We start from the raw sequence: 18007 nt of genomic DNA on the forward strand, positions 1-18007 counted from the left end.
AATGAGTCAAAGGCGGGGCCGCCTCGAAGATAACGACGAACTCGAGCGGGCCGTCGACTTGGTGCAGCAGTACTACCACCTCGCTTTCGGCGCCCTCCTCCTCGGGTTCACACTGTGGAATCGTGTCCGACCGTGGAACAACTACATCGTCGACGGTGAAGTGCTGTTCAACGGGAACGACGCCTGGTATCACTACCGCTCGACGGCCTACACCGTCCGAAACTGGCCACAGACGATGCCGTTCGACCCTTGGACGTACTTCCCTCACGGGACCGACGTGGGTCAGTTCGGCACCCTGTTCGACCAGTTGCTCGCGACCGTCGCGTTGATCGTCGGGCTCGGATCGCCAAGCGACAACACCGTCCGGCTCGTCGTGCTGTTCGCACCGGCGGTGTTCGCGCTGCTGACGGGGCTCCCCACGTACGTCATCGGCCGTCGGCTCGGCGGTCGTGCCGGCGGTGTGGTCGCACTGGCCGTGTTCGCGCTCTCCGCGGGATCGATCCTCCAGCGGAGCATGGTCGGCTTCTCGGACCACCACATCGCGGAGGTGCTCTTCCAGACGCTGGGCGTCCTCGGCATGATGGTCGCCGTGACGGTCGCCCGCCGGGACCGGCCGGTCTACGAGCAGTTCCTCGACAGGGACTTCGAGGGGCTCCGGAGCACGCTCGTCTGGAGCGCGCTGGCCGGGGTCGCGATCACGCTGTACCTGTGGGTCTGGCCCTTCGGCGTCCTCCTGCTGGGTATCGTCGGCGTCTACCTGCTCTTCCAGCTGACGATCGAGTTCGTCCGCGGCGAGAGCCCGGAGCACACGGCGATCGCCGGTGCCGTCGCACTGGGCGTGACCGGTGTCCTGATGTTCATCCCGATCACCGCCGCCGAGTTCAGGGTCGGCGTCTTCTCGCTGCTGCACCCGACGCTCGCGTTCGGCGTCGCCGCCGGCTGTGTGTTCATGGCCTGGCTGGCACGCTTCTGGGACGACCACGACATCGACACGGTGTTCTATCCGCTGACGATCCTGAGCGTCCTCGTCGTCGGTGTCGTCTTCGCACAGCTCGCGACACCGGGCATCTACGATCTGTTCGCCCGGAACCTGGTCCGGATCTTCGGCGGCGTCCTGGGCATCGGGCCGTCCGAGACAGCCGGGACGATCGGCGAGATCACGCGGATGCGCCAGCCGGCGATCGCACTGTTCCAGATGCACGGCTTCGCGACGTTCATCGCGCTCGCCGCCGGTGTCCTCATCGTCGTTCGGAACCTGATCGGCTCGAAGGTCGAGCCCCAGCAGCTCCTCGTCGTGGTCTGGGCGGCCTTCGTCACGGCCGCCGCGATCACGCAAGCACGGTTCGCCTACTACCTCGCAGTGCCGATCGGCGGACTGACGGCCTACGCGGTCGGTTCCGTGCTCCGATACCTCGCTGACGGCGACCGTTCGATCGTCGACGGCGACGGGATCAACGTCGAGGCGTACCAGGTCCTCACCGTCGCCGCGATCGCCGTCCTCGTCGTCGCACCGATGGTCGCGGTCGCGTCCCCGACCAACATCGACCGATACGACAGCCCCGGTCAGGGCATCGAAGGATGGTCCGACGGACTCGACTGGATGGAAGGCAACACGCCTGCCGAAGGAACGCTCGGCGGAGCCGCGAACGAACTCGACTACTACGGGACCTTCCCGAACGTCGGCGAGTTCGACTACGAGGACGGACAGTACGGCGTCCTCTCGTGGTGGGACTACGGCCACTGGATAACCGCCCAGGGCCAGCGGATCCCGACCGCTAACCCGTTCCAACAGGGTGCCACCGAGGCCGCGAACTTCCTGCTGGCCCCCAACGAGACTCAGGCCAACGACGTGCTCGACGACGTGAGCGAGAACGATTCCGAGGCCGAGACCCGGTACGTCGCTGTCGACTGGAAGATGGCCGAGACCAACGGCAACGTCGGCGGGAAGTTCTTCGCGCCGCCGAACTTCTACGACGTGTCGGAGGTCAGCCAGCAGGACTACTACAGCCCGGTCTACTCCAGTCGCGCACAGTCGCTCCGTGGACCGTCCTTCGTCCACCAGCGACAGGCCTACTACAACAGCACGGTGGTGCGTCTCTACCGCTACCACGGAAGCGCCGTCGAGCCACGACCGATCGGCGTCGACTGGGAACCGAGTACGCTACAGGGCCGACAGGTCGCACAGGTCGACGGCCGGCGAGCGATCTTCCAGACCCAGACGATGGAAGAAGCACGCGCGTACACGGCCAACGACTCCACGTCGAGCGTCGGCGGGATCGGTGCGCTCCCGTCCGAACGCGTCCCCGCGATGGAACACTACCGACTCGTCGGAACCAGCGAGCAGTCCGCGACGGCGAGCAGTCAGTACAACCGCGGTCTGCTACAGTCCGCCGCGGCCTCGGGACTGGGCTACCAGCCTGTCAACAGTACCGCGGAGTGTACCTCTGACGTGACACTCCGGGTCGCAGAGTCCGGTCCAGGACAGATCGCGTGTCTGCCGGAGGACATCGAACAGCAGGTCTTCCACGACACGGCCCCACAGTGGCTGAAGCTCTTCGAGCGCGTTCCCGGTGCGACCGTCGAAGGGACCGGCCCCGAGAACGCGACCGTGCAGGCCACCGTCGAGATGTACAACCCCGCCTCCAACGAGACGTTCACCTACACCCAGCGGACCCGAACGAACGACGACGGGACGTTCACGATGACCGTCCCGTACTCGACGACCGGATACGACGAGTTCGGACCGGACAACGGCTACACGAACGTCTCGGTCAGAGCCAACAGCAGCTACCAGTTCAGTGCGGGCAACGTCGACAACGGCACGCTCACGCAGTGGAGCGGGACGACCGACGTCTCGGAAGGGCAGGTGCTGGGCGTCGACGAGGAGCCGGCCGAAGTCGAGATGAACAGCACGGAGGTCGATCTCCCACCTTCCGAGAACGAGACCGACGCCACGAACTCGACCAGCGACACCGGTGGTTCCGAGACGACCGACGAGACCGGTGGCTCCGAGACGACCGACGAGACGACGACGTCGACGCCGACACCGGAGACTGACACCGCGACCGAGAGCGGTAACTGATCGAGAGCCGCCGGACGGGACCGGCACGCTCATTATTCTCTGGCACCACTGTCGCGGTATGACGAAACTCGTCCCGCCCTCGGAGCGGACGTGCGAACGCTGCGGTCGTCACGACGTCTGGGACGACGAGACCGACTCGTGGCAGATCGTGGTCGACGGCGAGCAAAAGGAGGCCGGCAACCCCTTCTGTCTCCACGAGTGGGACATCAACGGCAATTACAGTCCGCTGGCCGAGTGAACGGCCGCGGCGTCACTCGTCGCCGAACTCCGGGAGATCGTCCGGCAGATCCGGGTCTGTCTGCCAGTCGACGTAATCGGCCTTGAGCGTCTCGCTGACCGTCCGTCCAAGCTCGGCCATGCCGGCGTTGATCCCCGACACGGTGTCCCAGGAGTTCAGATCCGGGTGCAGCGACCGTTCTCGCCAGTCCTCGGGCAGTCCCGGTGCGTGGTACCCCACCCGCTGTGCGAAGTCGTCCCAGAAGAAGTCGAACTGTTCGACGAGACCCAGTTCTCTGACAATCCCGAACGCCGTCTCGTCGAGGTCGGTCGTCTCGGCCCACTCCGTGAACGCCTGCTCCCAGGCACCGTCCTGCAAGAACGCCTCCAGTTCTTCGCGCCGGTACTCGCTCGTGTCCACGTCGACGTCGTCGTAGTCGCTGGCGTCGACGGCGGTGTCGAGTTCGGGCGGTGCCGGCGGTTCTACGTCCAGTGGCATAACTGGGCGTTCGTCTGGTTGTGGTATAAGCGTGTGCCGTCGAAGATCGCGACGCCGGGACGGCGGTAGCGAGTATTCGGACGGCTGTCGGTGTCCTCGACACGCCGACGCGGGTTCGAGCGCCGAGCTACGCGGTGACGTACTGGGACTCCCAGTCCTGGCGGGCGTTGAGCTCGCGCTTGCCACGACTGGTCAGGGCGTAGAAGTTCGTTCGTCGATCGCGCTGTCCCTTCTCGACCATCCCCTTCTCGACGAGCGTGTCGAGGTTCGGATACAGGCGTCCGTGGTTCACCTCGCTCTCGTAGTACTTCTCGAGCTCGTCTTTGATCGCGAGCCCGTGTGGTTCGTCCAGTCCTGCGATCACGTACAGCAAGTCACGCTGAAATCCAGTCAGATCGTACATTGAACTCGGACGTATATTGAAAACCCCGATATATCACGTTTTCTGGGATGTTCGAAAGTCACTAACCACAATGTAATCGCGAGCCGTCCAGTAATTTTGCGCACTACCGGGCGGAAAGCAATAGTGTTAGATGAGCGCGAGGTTCTCCGTGATAGTTCGATCCAGTGAATAGTCTTCGTTCCGACAAGATACCTGACGGCCGACCGACAGCCGTGACCGACAGAAACGCATAACAGTGGCCGCCGTGTAGCCGGTGTGATGACCGACCGCGCCGAGACCACGCGCAATCTGCCACAGGGGGATGGTGGGGAGGGGCGTGTGACGGTAGTAGGGACGGCACACGTCTCACAGGATAGTGTCGAGGAAGTCGAACGGACGATCGAGGACGAACAGCCCGACGTGGTCGCCGTCGAGCTGGACGAGGGTCGCTACCGGCAGATGAAAGGCGAGACGCCGGAGGATCTCGACGCCAGTGATCTGCTTCGGGGTAACACGGTCTTTCAGTTTCTGGCCTACTGGATGCTGTCGTACGTCCAGACGCGACTGGGCGACCGCTTCGACGTGAGTCCCGGTGCAGATATGATGGCCGCCGTCGAGACGGCCGAACGCAACGGTCTGGGGGTCGCACTCGTCGACCGCGACATCCAGATGACGGTCCAGCGGTTCTGGGCGCGTCTCTCTTTCTGGGAGAAGCTCTCGCTCGTCGGTGCTCTGTTCGCCGGCATGGGCGACTCTCGCACCGTTGGCCTCTCGATCGGTCTCACGATCGGGGTGCTTGTGAGTGTCGTCGTCGAGTCGACGATCGGTCCGCTCGTGGTTCCGGCCGGGAACTGGCTCGGCAGTTCGCTCCCGCTCGTCGGTGGGCTCGGCGGTCTGGGTGTCGCCGTCGCAGACGGGCTCGTCGTCGCGCTCGGCGTCGCACTGGTGGTCGGGATCCCGGTTCTCGCGCTGCTGACCCGCGCCAGTGGCGGCGAAGAGTACGAGGAGTTCGACCCGGCCGAACTCACCGACGTGGACGTCGTGACGGCGATGATGGAGGAGTTTCGCCAGTTCTCGCCGGGCGGTGCGGAGGCCCTGATCGACGAGCGCGACGCCTACATCGCACACAACCTCGTGGACCTCCGTGACGCCGGCTACCACGTCGTCGCCATCGTCGGTGCCGGCCACCGTGCGGGGATCGAACGCTACCTCGACCACCCCGAAGAGCTGCCGCCCGAGTCCTCGCTGGTCGGGCGCGAAACCGGCGGCTGGTTCTCGCCGTACAAGCTCTTTGGCTACCTCTTTACGCTGGGCTTCCTGGTCTTTTTCCTCCTGCTGGCGATGGCAGTCTACACCGGCGTGCCGGGGGCCTCCAGTGAATTCCTGCTCACGCTGTTCGGGACGTGGTTCCTCGTCAACGGGATCGTCGCCGCGGCCCTGGCGCGACTCGCCGGTGCTCACTGGTCGAGTTCCGCCGTCGGCGGGGCCGTCGCGTGGCTCACGAGCGTCAATCCGCTGCTCGCGCCCGGGTGGTTCGCGGGCTACATCGAGTTGCGATACGTCGACGTCAACGTCGGCGACATCGGCACGCTCAACGAGATCCTCGACGACGAGCAGGCCCCGCTGTCCGACATCTTCCAGCGGCTCCGGGCGGTGCCCCTGTTCAGACTCATCCTCATCGTCGCGATGACCAACGTCGGGAGCATGATCGCGAGTGCGCTGTTCGCGACGACGCTGCTGCCGATCATCGCGGCCGGCGCACCGAACGTCAACGGCGTCGACGGCGTCGTTCGGCTCATGATCCAGGGCGCACAGAACAGCGCCGACCTGCTGTGGGGGCTGGTGCGATGAACGTCCGCTTCAGCGAGCGCGAACTCAAGGACCTCCTGATCGCGTGGCTCGCGCTGGGACTGGCCTTCGCGATCTTCATCAACTACGACATGGTCCAGGGCCTGCTCGCCGGCCGGCCGCCGAACCCGACTGCGGTCCTCGGGGCACTGGCAGTGAGTCTGTTCACCGCGGGGATCGGCTTCCTGTTGCACGAACTCGCTCACAAGGTCGTCGCGGTCCGGTTCGGCCAGATCGCGGAGTTTCGCGCCGACTACAACATGCTGTTCCTGGCTGTGATTAGCGCGCTGGCCGGCTTCCTCTTTGCCGCACCGGGCGCGGTCCACCACCGCGGTCGGATCACCGAGCGCGAGAACGGACTGATCGCACTCGCCGGCCCCGTGACCAACGTCGTGCTCGCGCTGGTGTTCGTCGTCCCGCTGGTCGTCGCCTGGTTCGGACTCTTCGGAGGGCTCCTGTTCGAGCTGGCGGCGCTCGGTGTCTCGATCAACCTGTTGCTCGCGGGCTTCAACATGATCCCGTTCGGTCCCCTCGACGGCAAGAAGGTCCTGGCCTGGAGCAAGCCGGTCTACGCGGTCGTCGCCGCGCCGATGCTCCTGCTTGGCGTCTTCGTGCTCCTGGCCGGCGTTCCCGGACTGTAGTCCAGTCCCACGGAAACGGTGGTCTTTTGCTCTCGGCCCGCCCGCTCTCGCATATGACCGACGACAGCGACGACGAGGAGGGGCTGACTTACGCGGCGAGTGGCGTCGACATCGACGCCAGCGAGGCCGCGACGGCGGCGCTCATCGGAGCGGCCGGCGAGTTCGAGGGTGACTACGCGGGCCTGGTCGACATCGGCGACCAGTACCTCGCGCTGGCGACCGACGGCGTCGGCACCAAGCTCCTCGTCGCTGAAGCGATCGACGACTACTCGACGATCGGCATCGACTGCATCGCGATGAACGTCAACGATCTCGTGGCGACGGGGGTCGAACCGGTCGCGTTCGTCGACTATCTCGCAGTCGAGGAGCCAGACGACGAGGAGTCCGAGCAGATCGGTGCCGGACTGCGCGAGGGCGCAAAGCGGGCCGACGTGGCGCTGGTCGGTGGCGAGACCGCCGTGATGCCGGACGTGATCAAGGGGCTGGACATTGCCGGCACCTGTGCCGGGCTCGCGCCCAAGGACGCGGTCTTCCCCGGCGAAGCCGAGCCCGGCGACGTCATTGTCGGCTGGCCCTCGGCGGGCATCCACTCCAACGGTCTCACCCTCGCTCGCGAGGCCGTCACCGCCAACCACGAGTACACCGACGACTACCCCCGCGATCCCGAGCAGACGATCGCCGAGGCACTGTTGACGCCGACCCGAATCTACACCGACGTGCTGGGTCCGCTCCGGGACGCCGAGACCCACGCTGCGGCCCACGTGACCGGCGGCGGCTGGACGAACCTCACCCGGATGGGCGAACACCGCTACGAGATCACCGATCCGTTCGACGCCCAGCCGATCTTCGAGTTCGTCCAGTCGGAGGGCTCGGTCTCCGACGAGGAGATGCACCGGACGTTCAACATGGGGACCGGGTTCGTGGCTGCGATGCCGGAACGCGCCGCCGAGACCGTCGTCGAGGCGACCGACGGGCGCGTCATCGGCGAGGTCACGGACGGCGAAGGCTGTGTTGCCGTCCGCGGGCTAGAGCTGACCGGGTGAGCGGCCGAACGCGAGCGGAGCGAGCCACATTTTTCGCCCACGTTTTTCGAGGAGTGGTTCGCGAGCACCGCGAGCGAACCCGACGACGAAAAAGGTGGATGCGGGACCGGGCTCGTGGCTGCGATGCCGGAACGTGCCGCCGAGGCCGTCGTCGAGGCGACCGACGGGCGCGTCATCGGCGAGGTCACGGACGGCGAAGGCTGTGTTGCCGTCCGCGGGCTGGAGTTGACCGGGTGAGCGGCCGAACGCGAGCGGAGCGAGCCACATTTTTCGCCCACGTTTTTCGAGGAGTGGTTCGCGAGCACCGCGAGCGAACCCGACGACGAAAAAGGTGGATGCGGGACCGGGTTCGTGGCTGCGATGCCGGAACGTGCCGCCGAGGCCGTCGTCGAGGCGACCGACGGGCGCGTCATCGGCGAGGTCACGGACGGCGAAGGCTGTGTTGCCGTCCGCGGGCTAGAGCTGACCGGGTGAGCGGCCGAACGCGAGCGGAGCGGGCTACCGCTCGATCTCCTGTTCTCTCGGTTCGTCCGCGACGAGTCGCAACTGGAGGGCCTCGCGGAGGTGATATCTGATGCGATCGTCCTCGGCCATTTCGAGCGCCGTTTCGAGCTGCCGGTGCAGTCTGTCGTCGTCGGGACGAACCGTCATTGCTGCTCTGGACGCGACGGGACCTCAAAAGGGGGACCGACCGTTCATGGGGGTATACGGCGACTAACACGGACGACGAGCCGACGTTCGCGATACCGTCAATCGAAACGAGTGACACGCAGATCGCGCTGTCGTCGTGCGATCGGGTGTGTATCGACTGTCACTGGCTACTACTCACGTGGGCCGCGATGTCGGCTTCGGTGATGATGCCGACCGTCTCGCCAGCGTCGACGACGAGGACGGCGTCGTTGTGCGTGAGGTAGGCGTCGATCTCGTCGATCGTCGCGTCGGTCTCGACGGTCGCGATCGACTCGTGCATCACGTCGGCGACCGGGAGGTCGCCCACGTTCTCGCGGTCGTGCTGGATGATGTCGGAGTGGCCGATCAGGCCGACGGGCGTGCCGTCGCGGACGACCGGCACCTGCGAGTACTTGCCCTCGTCGAGGATGTCCTGGGTCTCGTGGACGGAGTCGTCCGGCGCGACGCTGTGGACCGGGGAGTTCATCAGCTCGTCGGCCCGGAGAATGCCGCCTTCGGCCTCTTCGAGAGCGTTGACGATCCGTCGAAGCGTCGACAGCCGCGGGTCCACGTCGCCGCCCTCGATCCGCGCGATCAGCGGCTGTGATACGTCTGCCCGGTCCGCGAGTTTGCTCTGGGTCAGGCCAAGCTCGGTCCGCCGTTCCCGCAGATCGTCGGGCGTCGGAAGTTCCATACCCCTAATTACCTACGGTAATATATAAAAACACCGACGGCGCTGTCGACGTTCGAGCGCCACGGCAGAACGAGCCGTCTGCTGTGATTACCCGTCTGTGACACACTTCGCCACTGGGGGGGGGGGTGCGGTCTGTGACAGCGTTCGCCGGCCGTCTCAGGCTTGCGTGTCGGCGTCGGCTTCTTCGCCCTCGAACTCGATCGTGTCGATGACCTTCAGCGGCACGTCGCGCAGCGACCCGCCGATCTCGCTTTTGGCGATCCGCTGGGCGTGTTCGATCGACTCCGCGTTGAACACCTTCATCTCGAGGACGAGGCCGACCAGCGCGGTGTCGGCGGCGATGAACGCGGAGTCGAAGGGCTCGCCACAGGCAGGACAGCCCGTCGCACCGACTTCGACCTCGACGTAGTCCATCTCGGACTCGTTGAGGCGCTTCCCCGCTTCGCTGACTGCGACACCGATTGCGTCGTCGATGTCTTCGACGTCTCTGACCAACCAGGCTGCTTCCATCGCCACGAGGTAATTCATACACGTCTCTCCGCGTCCCCACTACACGTGTGTTTTGATTCGTGCCTGCGCACGAGACGGCGAATATCGTCATAACTTATGCGAACGTCCCGTCGTGCCAACGGCTCCGTTACCCGAACATCGGAAGATCTTCGAGACGGGAAGCGTCGACGGAATACATCGACGAAACCGCACGACTGCGGTCGATTCGACGCCAGTACCCCGATGCTAACATTTATATACTGCTACTCGCCCATAGCAGAGCGAGGGACGATGGAATCCCAACTCTACCGCGGCTTCGTGTTCGCACTGTACCAGTTCAGCCTGCTGCTGGGCATCGTGTTGCTCCCGATCGCACTCCTGTTCGGTCGGATGGGGCTGTCGCTGCCGATCCACAGAGTCGTGCTTCGACTGGAGGACGCGTACGCGGGTGCGACGCCGAGCTGATACTACCGGCTGTACATCTGTGACCGATTTCGCCACCCCGAGGTGACGAGGCTCTCCACGAAGTGACAGCCGGCAGTATAATTCTCCGCCGCCGATCCGTTCGAGACCGACTGCCACCACGAGAGTGTACCGCTACCCCCAAGTGCGGTCCGAACGACCGGTGACGTATGGAACTGTTCGGGACGGCGGGAATCCGTGGTACGGTCGCCGAGACAGTGACGCCCGAACGCGCACTTCGGGTCGGCCAGGCGGTCGGCCGCGACGGCGCGGAGTTCGTCGTCGGTCTCGACGGTCGCGTCACCGGACCGGCCCTCGCCGCGGCCGTCGAATCGGGCATCGAAAGCGCGGGCGGTTCGGTCGTCCGCATCGGTCAGTGTCCGACGCCAGCGCTCGCGTACGCCTCGCAGGGCCGGCGGGGCGTCATGCTCACGGCGAGTCACAACCCGCCCGAGGACAACGGCATCAAGCTGTTCGTCGACGGCAGCGAGTACGACCGCGAGGCCGAGCAACGAATCGAGGGGCGAGTCGCTGCCGGCGACAACGCCGCCGAGTGGTCCGCGTGGGGCGATACGGAGCGGGCCACGGTGCTCGACGAGTACCGTGACGCGGTCGCGGCCTACGCGGCGGATCACGGGAACGAGCCCCCGGATGTCACGGTCGCGGTCGACTGTGGCAACGGGATGGGGGCGCTCGCGACGCCACAGGTCCTCCGCGCACTCGGTGCGGACGTACGCGCGCTCGAAGCGTCGGTCGACGGCCACTTCCCCGCCCGTCAGAGCAAGCCCACGCCGGAGTCACTGGCTGCACTCCGCTCGTTCGTCGCCGACACGGACGCGGCCTTCGGCATCGGCCACGACGGCGACGCGGACCGCATCGTGATCGTCGACGCCGACGGCGACGTGGTCCACGAGGACACCGTCCTCGCGATACTGGCCGAACACTACGTTCGCCGCTCGTCCGCTCGGGACCCGGTCGTCGTGACGACGCCCAACGCCTCCGGCCGGATCGACGAGCGGGTCGACGAGGCCGGCGGTCGCGTCGAACGGATCCGACTCGGTGCGCTCCACGAGGGGATCGCTGCCGCGGAGGGGACCGTCGTCTTCGCCGCCGAACCCTGGAAACACGTCCACACCGCCTTCGGCGGGTGGATCGACGGCGTCGCCAGCGCCGCCGTCCTGACGACGCTGATCGCCGACGTGGGACTCGACGCGCTCCGGGAGCCCGTCACCGAGCGGCCCTACCGCAAACACAGCGTGGACTGTCCGGACGAGCACAAGACGGCGACGATGGAGCGGCTGGCGACGACACTTCCCGAGACGTTCCCCGAGGCCGCCGTCGAGACGGAGTACGGCGTTCGCCTGACGTTCCCAGACGACTCGTGGACGCTCGTGCGTCCCTCCGGCACCGAGCCCTACGTCCGGGTGTACGCCGAGAGCGACGACGTAGACGCCCTCGTCGAACGGATCGCCGAGACCGTCGAGCAGGCGGTCGCCACGGCGGCCTGAGCAAGCTGGCGACTGCTGGGCGATGGCTATTTGACGGGGCCAGCCGTGGCCCCGCACATGGATTCGCTGGTCGAGGCAGCCAGAGCGGCCGTCGAGGAGTCGTTCGCGCCCTACTCCGAGTACGGCGTCGGTGCGGCGATCGAGACCGCCGACGGCGCGGTGTACACCGGCTGTAACATCGAGAACGCCAACTACAGCAACAGCCTCCACGCCGAGGAGGTCGCCGTCGGGAGCGCGGTCGCGGACGGCCACCGAGCGTTCGAGCGGATCGCCGTCTCGTCAGACGCCCGCGACGGCGTCACTCCCTGCGGGATGTGTCGCCAGACGCTGATCGAGTTCTGTGACGACGACCTGCCGGTGATCTGTGACGAGGGCGACGGCGAGACGACGACGTACCAGCTGGGCGAACTGATTCCGGCGACCATCTCACGGGAGCACCTGGAATGACCGACGACAGCGAAGATCCCAACGACGGCGAGCAGTACCACCTCGAAGTCGCGCCGGGCGACGTGGCACCCAGCGTCCTCCTGCCGGGCAACCCCGAGCGCGTCGCCAAGGTCGTCGAGTCGTGGGACGACCACGAGGTCGTCGCGGACCACCGAGAGTACCGCACGGCGACCGGCGAGTACGACGGCACGCCGATCTCGGTCACGTCGACCGGGATCGGGTCGCCCTCGGCAGCCATCGCCGTCGAGGAACTGGCTCGCGTCGACGCCGAGACGCTGCTCCGCGTCGGTTCCTGTGGCGCGATCCAGGAGCAGGCCAGCATCGGCGATCTGATCATCACCACCGGCGCGGTCCGACAGGAGGGGACCAGCGAGGAGTACGTCCGCGAGGACTACCCCGCGACCGCCGATCACCGCGTCGTCTCGGCGCTCGTCGCCGCCGCAGAGGAGTTAGGATACGACTACCACCTCGGACTGACCTGTTCGACGGACAGCTTCTACGCCGGCCAGTCACGGCCCGGCTTCGAGGGGTTCGAGGCCAGCGGGAGCGACGAGCGCATCGAAGCGCTGCGAGCGGCCGGCGTCCTCAACTTCGAGATGGAAGCCAGCGCCATCCTGACGCTGGCCAACCTCTACGGACTCCGGGCCGGCGCGGTCTGTACGGTCTACGCCAACCGCGTCACCGGCGAGTTCCGGACGGCGGGCGAACGCAAGGCCGCAAAGACCGCGAGCCTCGCGGTCGACTACCTCGAACGGATGGACGAGGCCGTCGAAGCCAGCGACGCCGACCACTGGCACGCCGGGCTATCAGTCGAGAGAGAATAGCGGGCAGTGGCCGCCGTCTACATGTCGGGCCAGGCCTTGGCGGCCCGGCCGGTCGTCGAGACTCGGCGGATCCACTTGGCTGCGATGGCCTTCTTGAGGTTCTCTGCGAGGAAGCCACCGAACGTGTCGACGGGGACGCTGATACCCATGTACTCCACGTCGTGGGCGACGGCCTTGTCGCCGACGGAGACGACCGTCCCCATGTCGTCGTAGGTCCACGTGTCCAGTGGCTGGCCCCGGGCGGCGCGCGCGAGGTTCCGACCGGCGACCTCGGCAGCCTGCCAGGCGGCCTGAGCGGTCGGTGGTGCGGGGTCGTCGCCGGGCTGGTCGATCAGCGCGCAGTCGCCGATGGCGAAGACGCGCTCGTCGGAGGTCTGGAAGTCACGCTCGGAGTCGATGCGGTGGGAGCGCTCGTCTTTGTCCAGTTCCACGTCGCGGACGGCGTCGCGGCCGGTGATGCCGCCGGTCCAGATGAGTTCGTCGTAGTCGAGTTCCGTCTCTTCGCCGACGTAGACCGTGTCTTCGTCGACCTCGCCGATGAACTCGCCACACATGATGTTGATGTCGGCCGCTTCGAGGCGCTTGCGGATCGCACCCTGGAGTTCGGGATCGCCGTTGGGCATCACTTCGTCGAGTCCCTCGACGAGGTGGATCTCCAGGGGCGCGCGGCGCTCGTCGCGGTACTCGGCGATCTCGCCGGCCGTCTGGATGCCCGAGAGGCCGGCACCGCCGACGACGATCTGAGCGGGATCGTTCTGCGTCGCGTCTCGGGCGGCGCTGGCGATGGCGTCGTGGATGTTCAGGGCGTCGTCCAGCGACTTGAGCGTGTGTGCGTACTCCTCTAGCCCCTCGATACCGAAGAAGGCGGTCTGAGAACCGATCGCGACGAGGAGGTAGTCGTACTCGACCGTCGAGTCGTCGTCGAGTTCGACGACACGCTCCTCGGTGTCGATATCGGCGACCGACGCCTGCACGAAGTCGGTCTGTCGAGACTTGATGTCGCCGACGGGGATAGTCACCTTCTCCTGGACGGTCGGGTCACGGATACAGCGGTGAGATTCGTGGAGCACCAGGTGGTAGTCGGTGTCCGAGATCCAAGTGATGTCGGCCTCGCCGTTCAGTTCGTCTTCGAGGCTCTTTATCGCACCCGCGCCGGCGTAGCCAGCTCCGAGAACGACAACGTTGTCGGTCATGTGTGAAAAGGTCGGGCAGCGGGCGATACAAAGGCTTTGAAATCGCTCTCGCGTGGCAACTGCGTTGTCCCTTCGCTACGTCTCCCCGATCTGATGGGAACGACGGGCGGTAGGGTCGTGCTGTCGGCCGATCGCTGCGTCGTGCTATCCGCGACCCGGCGTCGCGGACGCCGTCACGGAGCGACAGCCGACGGTGTGACAGCGATCAGGAGACGCGTTCCCAGACTGCTTTCTCCTCTGCCGGCTCGTCGCCTCGGGTCCACCACTGGGCTTCCCAGACGGAGCCGTCGTAGACGACGCGGTCGCCGCCGGTGTAGGCGGTGTCCGCGTCCCACTGCGGGTACTCGTTGTCGCCGCCGTCGCCGCCGTCGTCACCGTTGTCGCCGTCGCCGCCATCGTCGCCGCCACCGCCGTTTGCTGGTCCGACCTCTTCCCACGGACCCCACTGGTTCGAACCGGGCTCGTCGCCCTGGGTCCACCACTGGGCTTCCCAGACGGAGCCGTCGTAGACGACCCGGTCGCCGCTGGTGTAGGTGGCGTTGGGGTCCCACTGTGGGTACTCACTGCCGCCGCCGCCGTCGGAGTCCTCGACCGAGATGGTCTCCGAGGCGGAGTCGGTCAGCCCGCCAGGTCCGGTGACCGTGACGGTTGCGGTGTACTCGCCGGCCGAGTCGTAGGCGTGTGTCACCTCTGGGCCGGACGCCGTCGTGCCGTCGCCCAGCGTCCACTCGAAGGACTGGATCGATCCGTCCGGGTCCGTCGACCCACTCGCGTCGAAGGTCACGTCGTCTCCGACCATCGGCGTGGTCGTGTCGACCGAAAGTGTCGCCGTCGGTGCCGTGTAGCCGTCGTCGCTGTCGTTGACGGCGTCGACGATCGCACCGGCGTCGACGAGACCACTGCCCTGCTGGTCCGACGGGAGGCCGATGTCCCGCGCGCTCTCGGTGAGCACGTCTTTGAGCTCCTGTGGCGACAGGTCGGGATCGATCGCGAGTGCCAGCGACGCGACGCCTGCGGCGGCCGGGCAGGCCATCGACGTTCCCGACAGCGAGTTGTAGCCGTCGGTCGGGTACGTCGAGAGCACGTTCAGTCCCGGCGCGGCAACGTCGACTCCGGGGCCGTACTGCGAGAAGTCGGTCAGTGTCTCGTTCGGTCCGACCGCAGATACGGCGACGACGGAGTCGAAGCCCGCCGGATAGGAGACGCCTCGCTGACCGCTGTTTCCGGCCGCAGCGATCGGCAGTGCGCCGTTTTCGAACGCGTAGTCACAGGCGTTGCGCAGCGTCTGGGACGCGCCACCGCCGCCCAGAGACATGTTGATGATGTCCGCACCGTTGTCCGCACACCAGACGATCGCGTCTGCGATCGCGCTCAGGACGCCGCCACCGCCGCTGCCCCCGAGTGCGCGTGCGGCCAGCAGCGAGGAGTTCGAGATGCCCGCGATGCCGGTCGCGTTGTTCGTCGTCCCGGCCGCGATACCGGAGACGTGGGTCCCGTGTCCGTTCCCACCTCGCGGACTCGGGTCGTCGTCGTCGGAGACGAAGTCCCGACCCTTGACCTGTCCGAACTGCGCTTCGAGGTCCGGATGGGTGTACTGGGTCCCCTGGTCGACGACGCCGATCGTCACGTCGGTCGATCCGAACGTCGTCTCCCACGCCCCACCGGCGTTCACCAGTTCGGGAGCGTACTGTTCTCCGACCCGTGGGTCGTCCACGTCGATGACCATCGGATAGTAGGTCGTGTTCGGCTCGACGTACGCGACGCCTGGCTGGTTCTCCAGGTCTTTCTTGGCCGCCGACTGTGCCTGTGGTCCGGTCTGCTGGGGCAACTGAACTTCCATGTACCCCAGCGTGTCGTTCTCGCCGACGACCGAGGCCCCTTCGGGCAGTCCCGACTGGATCGTCGCCTTCGTCTCGGCGGCGTTGGCCGTCGGCTCCATCCCGACGATCAGTTCTCCCGGATCACGGGAATCACCGCCGTTTCCGTCCGGATCCCGCCCCTCCACTGCGGCTGCAGTGCCGATCGCTGTTGATCCGACGATACCGCTTACTGTCCCGAGGAAGGTTCGTCTGGTACTCCCCCCAATGTCTTTGTCCGTCATGGACGTTCAAACATTCAGAGGCACTCCATTTATTATTTATGTCACGAAATGAAGGCTTGAATAATAGTTAGAAACGCTAAACGTTCACTATTCGAAAACGAACGGCAGAATTAATGTTCCGGTTCGCCGGCCGGTGCCCGCATGTCGTCGATGGTCAGGATCAGCTTGTTGCTGGTGTCGTCTTTCCCCGCGAGGGTACCGATGATCTGGAGCTTCGAGAGCGGCGTCGGGCCGACGGTGACCGAGTCGTCCTCGTGGAAATCGGAGATCGAACCCTGCAACTGGAGCTCGGCACGACACTTCTCGGGATGGTGAACGCTCGTCAGGTCGATCTCTTCGACGTTGGCGTCTTCGAGGAGTTCGCCGTTGTGCCGGAGCGGGACCCGAGCGGCGTCGTCCATGTCCTGGATCTGGAGCGCGTCGTACGCGTTCGCCGTCGGCTTGTACCCGCCTTTCGGACCGGGCACGCCCTCGACGAGCTGGAGTGCCTTCAGGCTCTGCATCTGGTTGCGGATCGTTCCGGGATTTCGGTCGACCTTCTCGGCGATGTCTTCTCCCTTGACCGCACTCTCGCTCTCTTTGTACAGGTTGACCAGTTCCTGCAAGATGTTTTTCTGACTGGGCGTGAGTTCGATTGATGACATAACCGAAGATTGGATGTACCTGTCCTTAAAGCCGACGGTGGCCCCATCCTGCTTGTCACTGTATATCGTGGTAAAAAACCGCATCCACAAATCGAGCGGAAACAGCGCTGTTTCCCGAGGTTCCTCGACAGGGCCAGTGTTTTTTGACACTCGTCGCGACCCGACTGGAAGTTCTGCCCGTCGTCACAGTCACACCGCCGAGTTCCGTCGTCAGCCGGGTTCATCACAGAACAATTAGATACCGCTGACAGGAAGCACGCTCCCAGCTGGCACGGCTCGCCGGTCACGTCGTCCATCTGTCTTTTAGTGCCGGCTCGCGTAGCCACCCGATATGGATCGACAGGTACGTCTCATCGGTGCACCGATGGACCTCGGAGCGGATCGCCGCGGCGTCGACATGGGCCCCTCGGCGATCAGGTACGCCGGCCTCGCCGACCAGCTCGAATCGGCCGGCATCGAGTGTGTCGACTACGGCGACGTGACGGTTCCACGCCCGGAGGAACTGGAGCCGGTCGCAGACGAATCGGTCGACGGACGAGCGAAGTATCTCGCCGAGACGGAGGTGGTCTGTGAACGCATCGCGTCGGCCGTCGACTCGACGGTGAGTGCAGGCGAGTTCCCGCTCGTTCTGGGCGGCGACCACTCGATCGCGATCGGAACGGTCGCGGGCACCACGGCAGACGACATCGGCATCGTCTGGTTCGACGCTCACGCCGACTACAACACGCCCCAGACGACTCCCAGCGGCAACGTCCACGGGATGTCGCTTGCTGCGATCCTCGGGACCGGTTCCTTCGCCGGCAGTGAGTGGGCTCACGCTCCGAACGTCGACCCAGCGAACGTCGCGCTCGTGGGGCTGCGGAACCTCGACGAGGGCGAACGCCGACACATCCGTGAGTCGCCGGTAACGGCCTACACGATGAGCGACATCGACGACCGCGGCGTGACGGACGTGGTCGAGTCCGCGCTGGCCGTCGCCGACAGCGCGGCCGACGGACTGCACGTCAGCCTCGACATGGACTGGCTCGACCCCAACGAGGCACCGGGCGTCGGAACGCCGGTCCGGGGCGGCGTCTCGTACCGAGAAGCCCACGTCGCCATGGAGTACGTCGCCAACTGCTCGACGGACCTGTGCTCGATGGAGGTCGTCGAGGTGAATCCGATCCTGGACACGCACAACCAGACCGCGGAGCTGGCCTGTGAACTCGCCGCCAGCGCGATGGGCAAGCGGATCCTGTAAACCGGAGCGCTATCGGTCCGTTCTG

General features: G+C 65.9%; 18 protein-coding genes. 10 read left to right on the forward strand and 8 right to left on the reverse strand.

Features of this window, described 5'->3' with window-relative positions; all coding sequences use genetic code 11:
- Position 1 precedes the first annotated feature (1 nt).
- Together ACAH01_RS06825 and ACAH01_RS06830 are read left to right on the forward strand one after the other, a co-directional pair.
- Positions 2 to 3082 carry an oligosaccharyl transferase, archaeosortase A system-associated gene (locus ACAH01_RS06825; RefSeq protein ID WP_372480663.1) on the forward strand — a complete coding sequence of 1027 codons (3081 nt, stop codon included), beginning with the start codon at positions 2 to 4 and terminating at the stop codon, positions 3080 to 3082.
- A gap of 58 nt (positions 3083 to 3140) precedes the next feature.
- On the forward strand, positions 3141 to 3320 hold the full coding sequence (locus tag ACAH01_RS06830) for an HEWD family protein (protein ID WP_015763698.1): 180 nt from the start codon (positions 3141 to 3143) through the stop codon (positions 3318 to 3320).
- Between the two features lie 12 nt (positions 3321 to 3332).
- On the opposite strand, the gene ACAH01_RS06835 is transcribed toward ACAH01_RS06830, so the two are convergent.
- Both ACAH01_RS06835 and ACAH01_RS06840 read right to left on the reverse strand, forming a co-directional pair.
- Positions 3333 to 3797, reverse strand: a complete 465-nt coding sequence (locus tag ACAH01_RS06835) for a hypothetical protein (RefSeq protein WP_372480664.1) — start codon at positions 3795 to 3797, stop codon at positions 3333 to 3335.
- 127 nt (positions 3798 to 3924) lie between these two features.
- Positions 3925 to 4200 carry a PadR family transcriptional regulator gene (locus ACAH01_RS06840; RefSeq protein ID WP_015763696.1) on the reverse strand — a complete coding sequence of 92 codons (276 nt, stop codon included), beginning with the start codon at positions 4198 to 4200 and terminating at the stop codon, positions 3925 to 3927.
- Positions 4201 to 4458: 258 nt separating this feature from the next.
- Here ACAH01_RS06840 and ACAH01_RS06845 point away from each other — a divergent pair, with 258 nt between their 5' ends.
- From ACAH01_RS06845 to purM, 3 genes are read left to right on the forward strand one after another with little or no spacing between them, the layout of a single operon-like run.
- On the forward strand, positions 4459 to 6030 hold the full coding sequence (locus ACAH01_RS06845) for a TraB/GumN family protein (protein ID WP_372480665.1): 1572 nt from the start codon (positions 4459 to 4461) through the stop codon (positions 6028 to 6030).
- Positions 6027 to 6668 carry a metalloprotease gene (locus ACAH01_RS06850; RefSeq protein WP_372480666.1) on the forward strand — a complete coding sequence of 214 codons (642 nt, stop codon included), beginning with the start codon at positions 6027 to 6029 and terminating at the stop codon, positions 6666 to 6668. Before ACAH01_RS06845 ends, ACAH01_RS06850 begins: the two co-directional genes overlap by 4 nt.
- Before the next feature lie 53 nt (positions 6669 to 6721).
- Positions 6722 to 7711 carry a phosphoribosylformylglycinamidine cyclo-ligase gene (purM, locus tag ACAH01_RS06855; protein WP_372480667.1) on the forward strand — a complete coding sequence of 330 codons (990 nt, stop codon included), beginning with the start codon at positions 6722 to 6724 and terminating at the stop codon, positions 7709 to 7711.
- 498 nt (positions 7712 to 8209) lie between these two features.
- Here the strand turns inward: purM and ACAH01_RS06860 are convergent, their stop codons facing one another.
- From ACAH01_RS06860 to ACAH01_RS06870, 3 genes are all read right to left on the reverse strand, one after another.
- Entirely contained in the window at positions 8210 to 8362 is a 153-nt protein-coding gene (locus ACAH01_RS06860) for a hypothetical protein (RefSeq protein WP_170094720.1), read from the reverse strand.
- A 160-nt stretch (positions 8363 to 8522) separates the two neighbouring features.
- The gene (locus ACAH01_RS06865) at positions 8523 to 9074 is read right to left on the reverse strand and encodes a CBS domain-containing protein (RefSeq protein WP_170094718.1); all 552 of its coding nucleotides are present in this window, start codon (positions 9072 to 9074) and stop codon (positions 8523 to 8525) included.
- Positions 9075 to 9230: 156 nt separating this feature from the next.
- On the reverse strand, positions 9231 to 9602 hold the full coding sequence (locus ACAH01_RS06870; protein WP_015763690.1) for a DUF555 domain-containing protein: 372 nt from the start codon (positions 9600 to 9602) through the stop codon (positions 9231 to 9233).
- Between the two features lie 252 nt (positions 9603 to 9854).
- Here ACAH01_RS06870 and ACAH01_RS06875 point away from each other — a divergent pair, with 252 nt between their 5' ends.
- From ACAH01_RS06875 to ACAH01_RS06890, 4 genes are all read left to right on the forward strand, one after another.
- On the forward strand, positions 9855 to 10028 hold the full coding sequence (locus ACAH01_RS06875) for a hypothetical protein (RefSeq protein WP_170094717.1): 174 nt from the start codon (positions 9855 to 9857) through the stop codon (positions 10026 to 10028).
- Positions 10029 to 10195: 167 nt separating this feature from the next.
- Positions 10196 to 11533: a phosphopentomutase/phosphoglucosamine mutase gene (locus ACAH01_RS06880; protein WP_372480668.1), complete on the forward strand. Its 1338-nt coding sequence runs from the start codon at positions 10196 to 10198 to the stop codon at positions 11531 to 11533.
- Between the two features lie 57 nt (positions 11534 to 11590).
- On the forward strand, positions 11591 to 11980 hold the full coding sequence (cdd, locus tag ACAH01_RS06885; RefSeq protein ID WP_170094713.1) for a cytidine deaminase: 390 nt from the start codon (positions 11591 to 11593) through the stop codon (positions 11978 to 11980).
- A complete protein-coding gene (locus tag ACAH01_RS06890) occupies positions 11977 to 12804 on the forward strand; it encodes a nucleoside phosphorylase (protein WP_170094711.1) in 828 nt (275 codons plus the stop codon). Before cdd ends, ACAH01_RS06890 begins: the two co-directional genes overlap by 4 nt.
- A 17-nt stretch (positions 12805 to 12821) precedes the next feature.
- Here ACAH01_RS06890 and ACAH01_RS06895 read toward each other — a convergent pair whose 3' ends face one another.
- The 3 genes from ACAH01_RS06895 to ACAH01_RS06905 all read right to left on the reverse strand — a co-directional run bounded on the left by ACAH01_RS06895 (position 12822) and on the right by ACAH01_RS06905 (position 16742).
- Positions 12822 to 13997, reverse strand: a complete 1176-nt coding sequence (locus ACAH01_RS06895; RefSeq protein WP_170094709.1) for an NAD(P)/FAD-dependent oxidoreductase — start codon at positions 13995 to 13997, stop codon at positions 12822 to 12824.
- A 205-nt stretch (positions 13998 to 14202) separates the two neighbouring features.
- The gene (locus tag ACAH01_RS06900; RefSeq protein ID WP_372480669.1) at positions 14203 to 16098 is read right to left on the reverse strand and encodes a S8 family serine peptidase; all 1896 of its coding nucleotides are present in this window, start codon (positions 16096 to 16098) and stop codon (positions 14203 to 14205) included.
- A gap of 110 nt (positions 16099 to 16208) precedes the next feature.
- Complete coding sequence (locus tag ACAH01_RS06905; protein WP_018258255.1) at positions 16209 to 16742, reverse strand: HTH domain-containing protein; 534 nt, start codon at positions 16740 to 16742, stop codon at positions 16209 to 16211.
- Positions 16743 to 17073: 331 nt separating this feature from the next.
- Between ACAH01_RS06905 and rocF the strand changes: the two genes are divergently transcribed.
- On the forward strand, positions 17074 to 17982 hold the full coding sequence (gene rocF, locus ACAH01_RS06910; protein WP_372480670.1) for an arginase: 909 nt from the start codon (positions 17074 to 17076) through the stop codon (positions 17980 to 17982).
- The last annotated feature ends 25 nt before the right edge of the window (positions 17983 to 18007 follow it).

The sequence above is a fragment of the Halomicrobium sp. HM KBTZ05 genome (assembly GCF_041530035.1).
Taxonomy (GTDB): domain Archaea; phylum Halobacteriota; class Halobacteria; order Halobacteriales; family Haloarculaceae; genus Halomicrobium.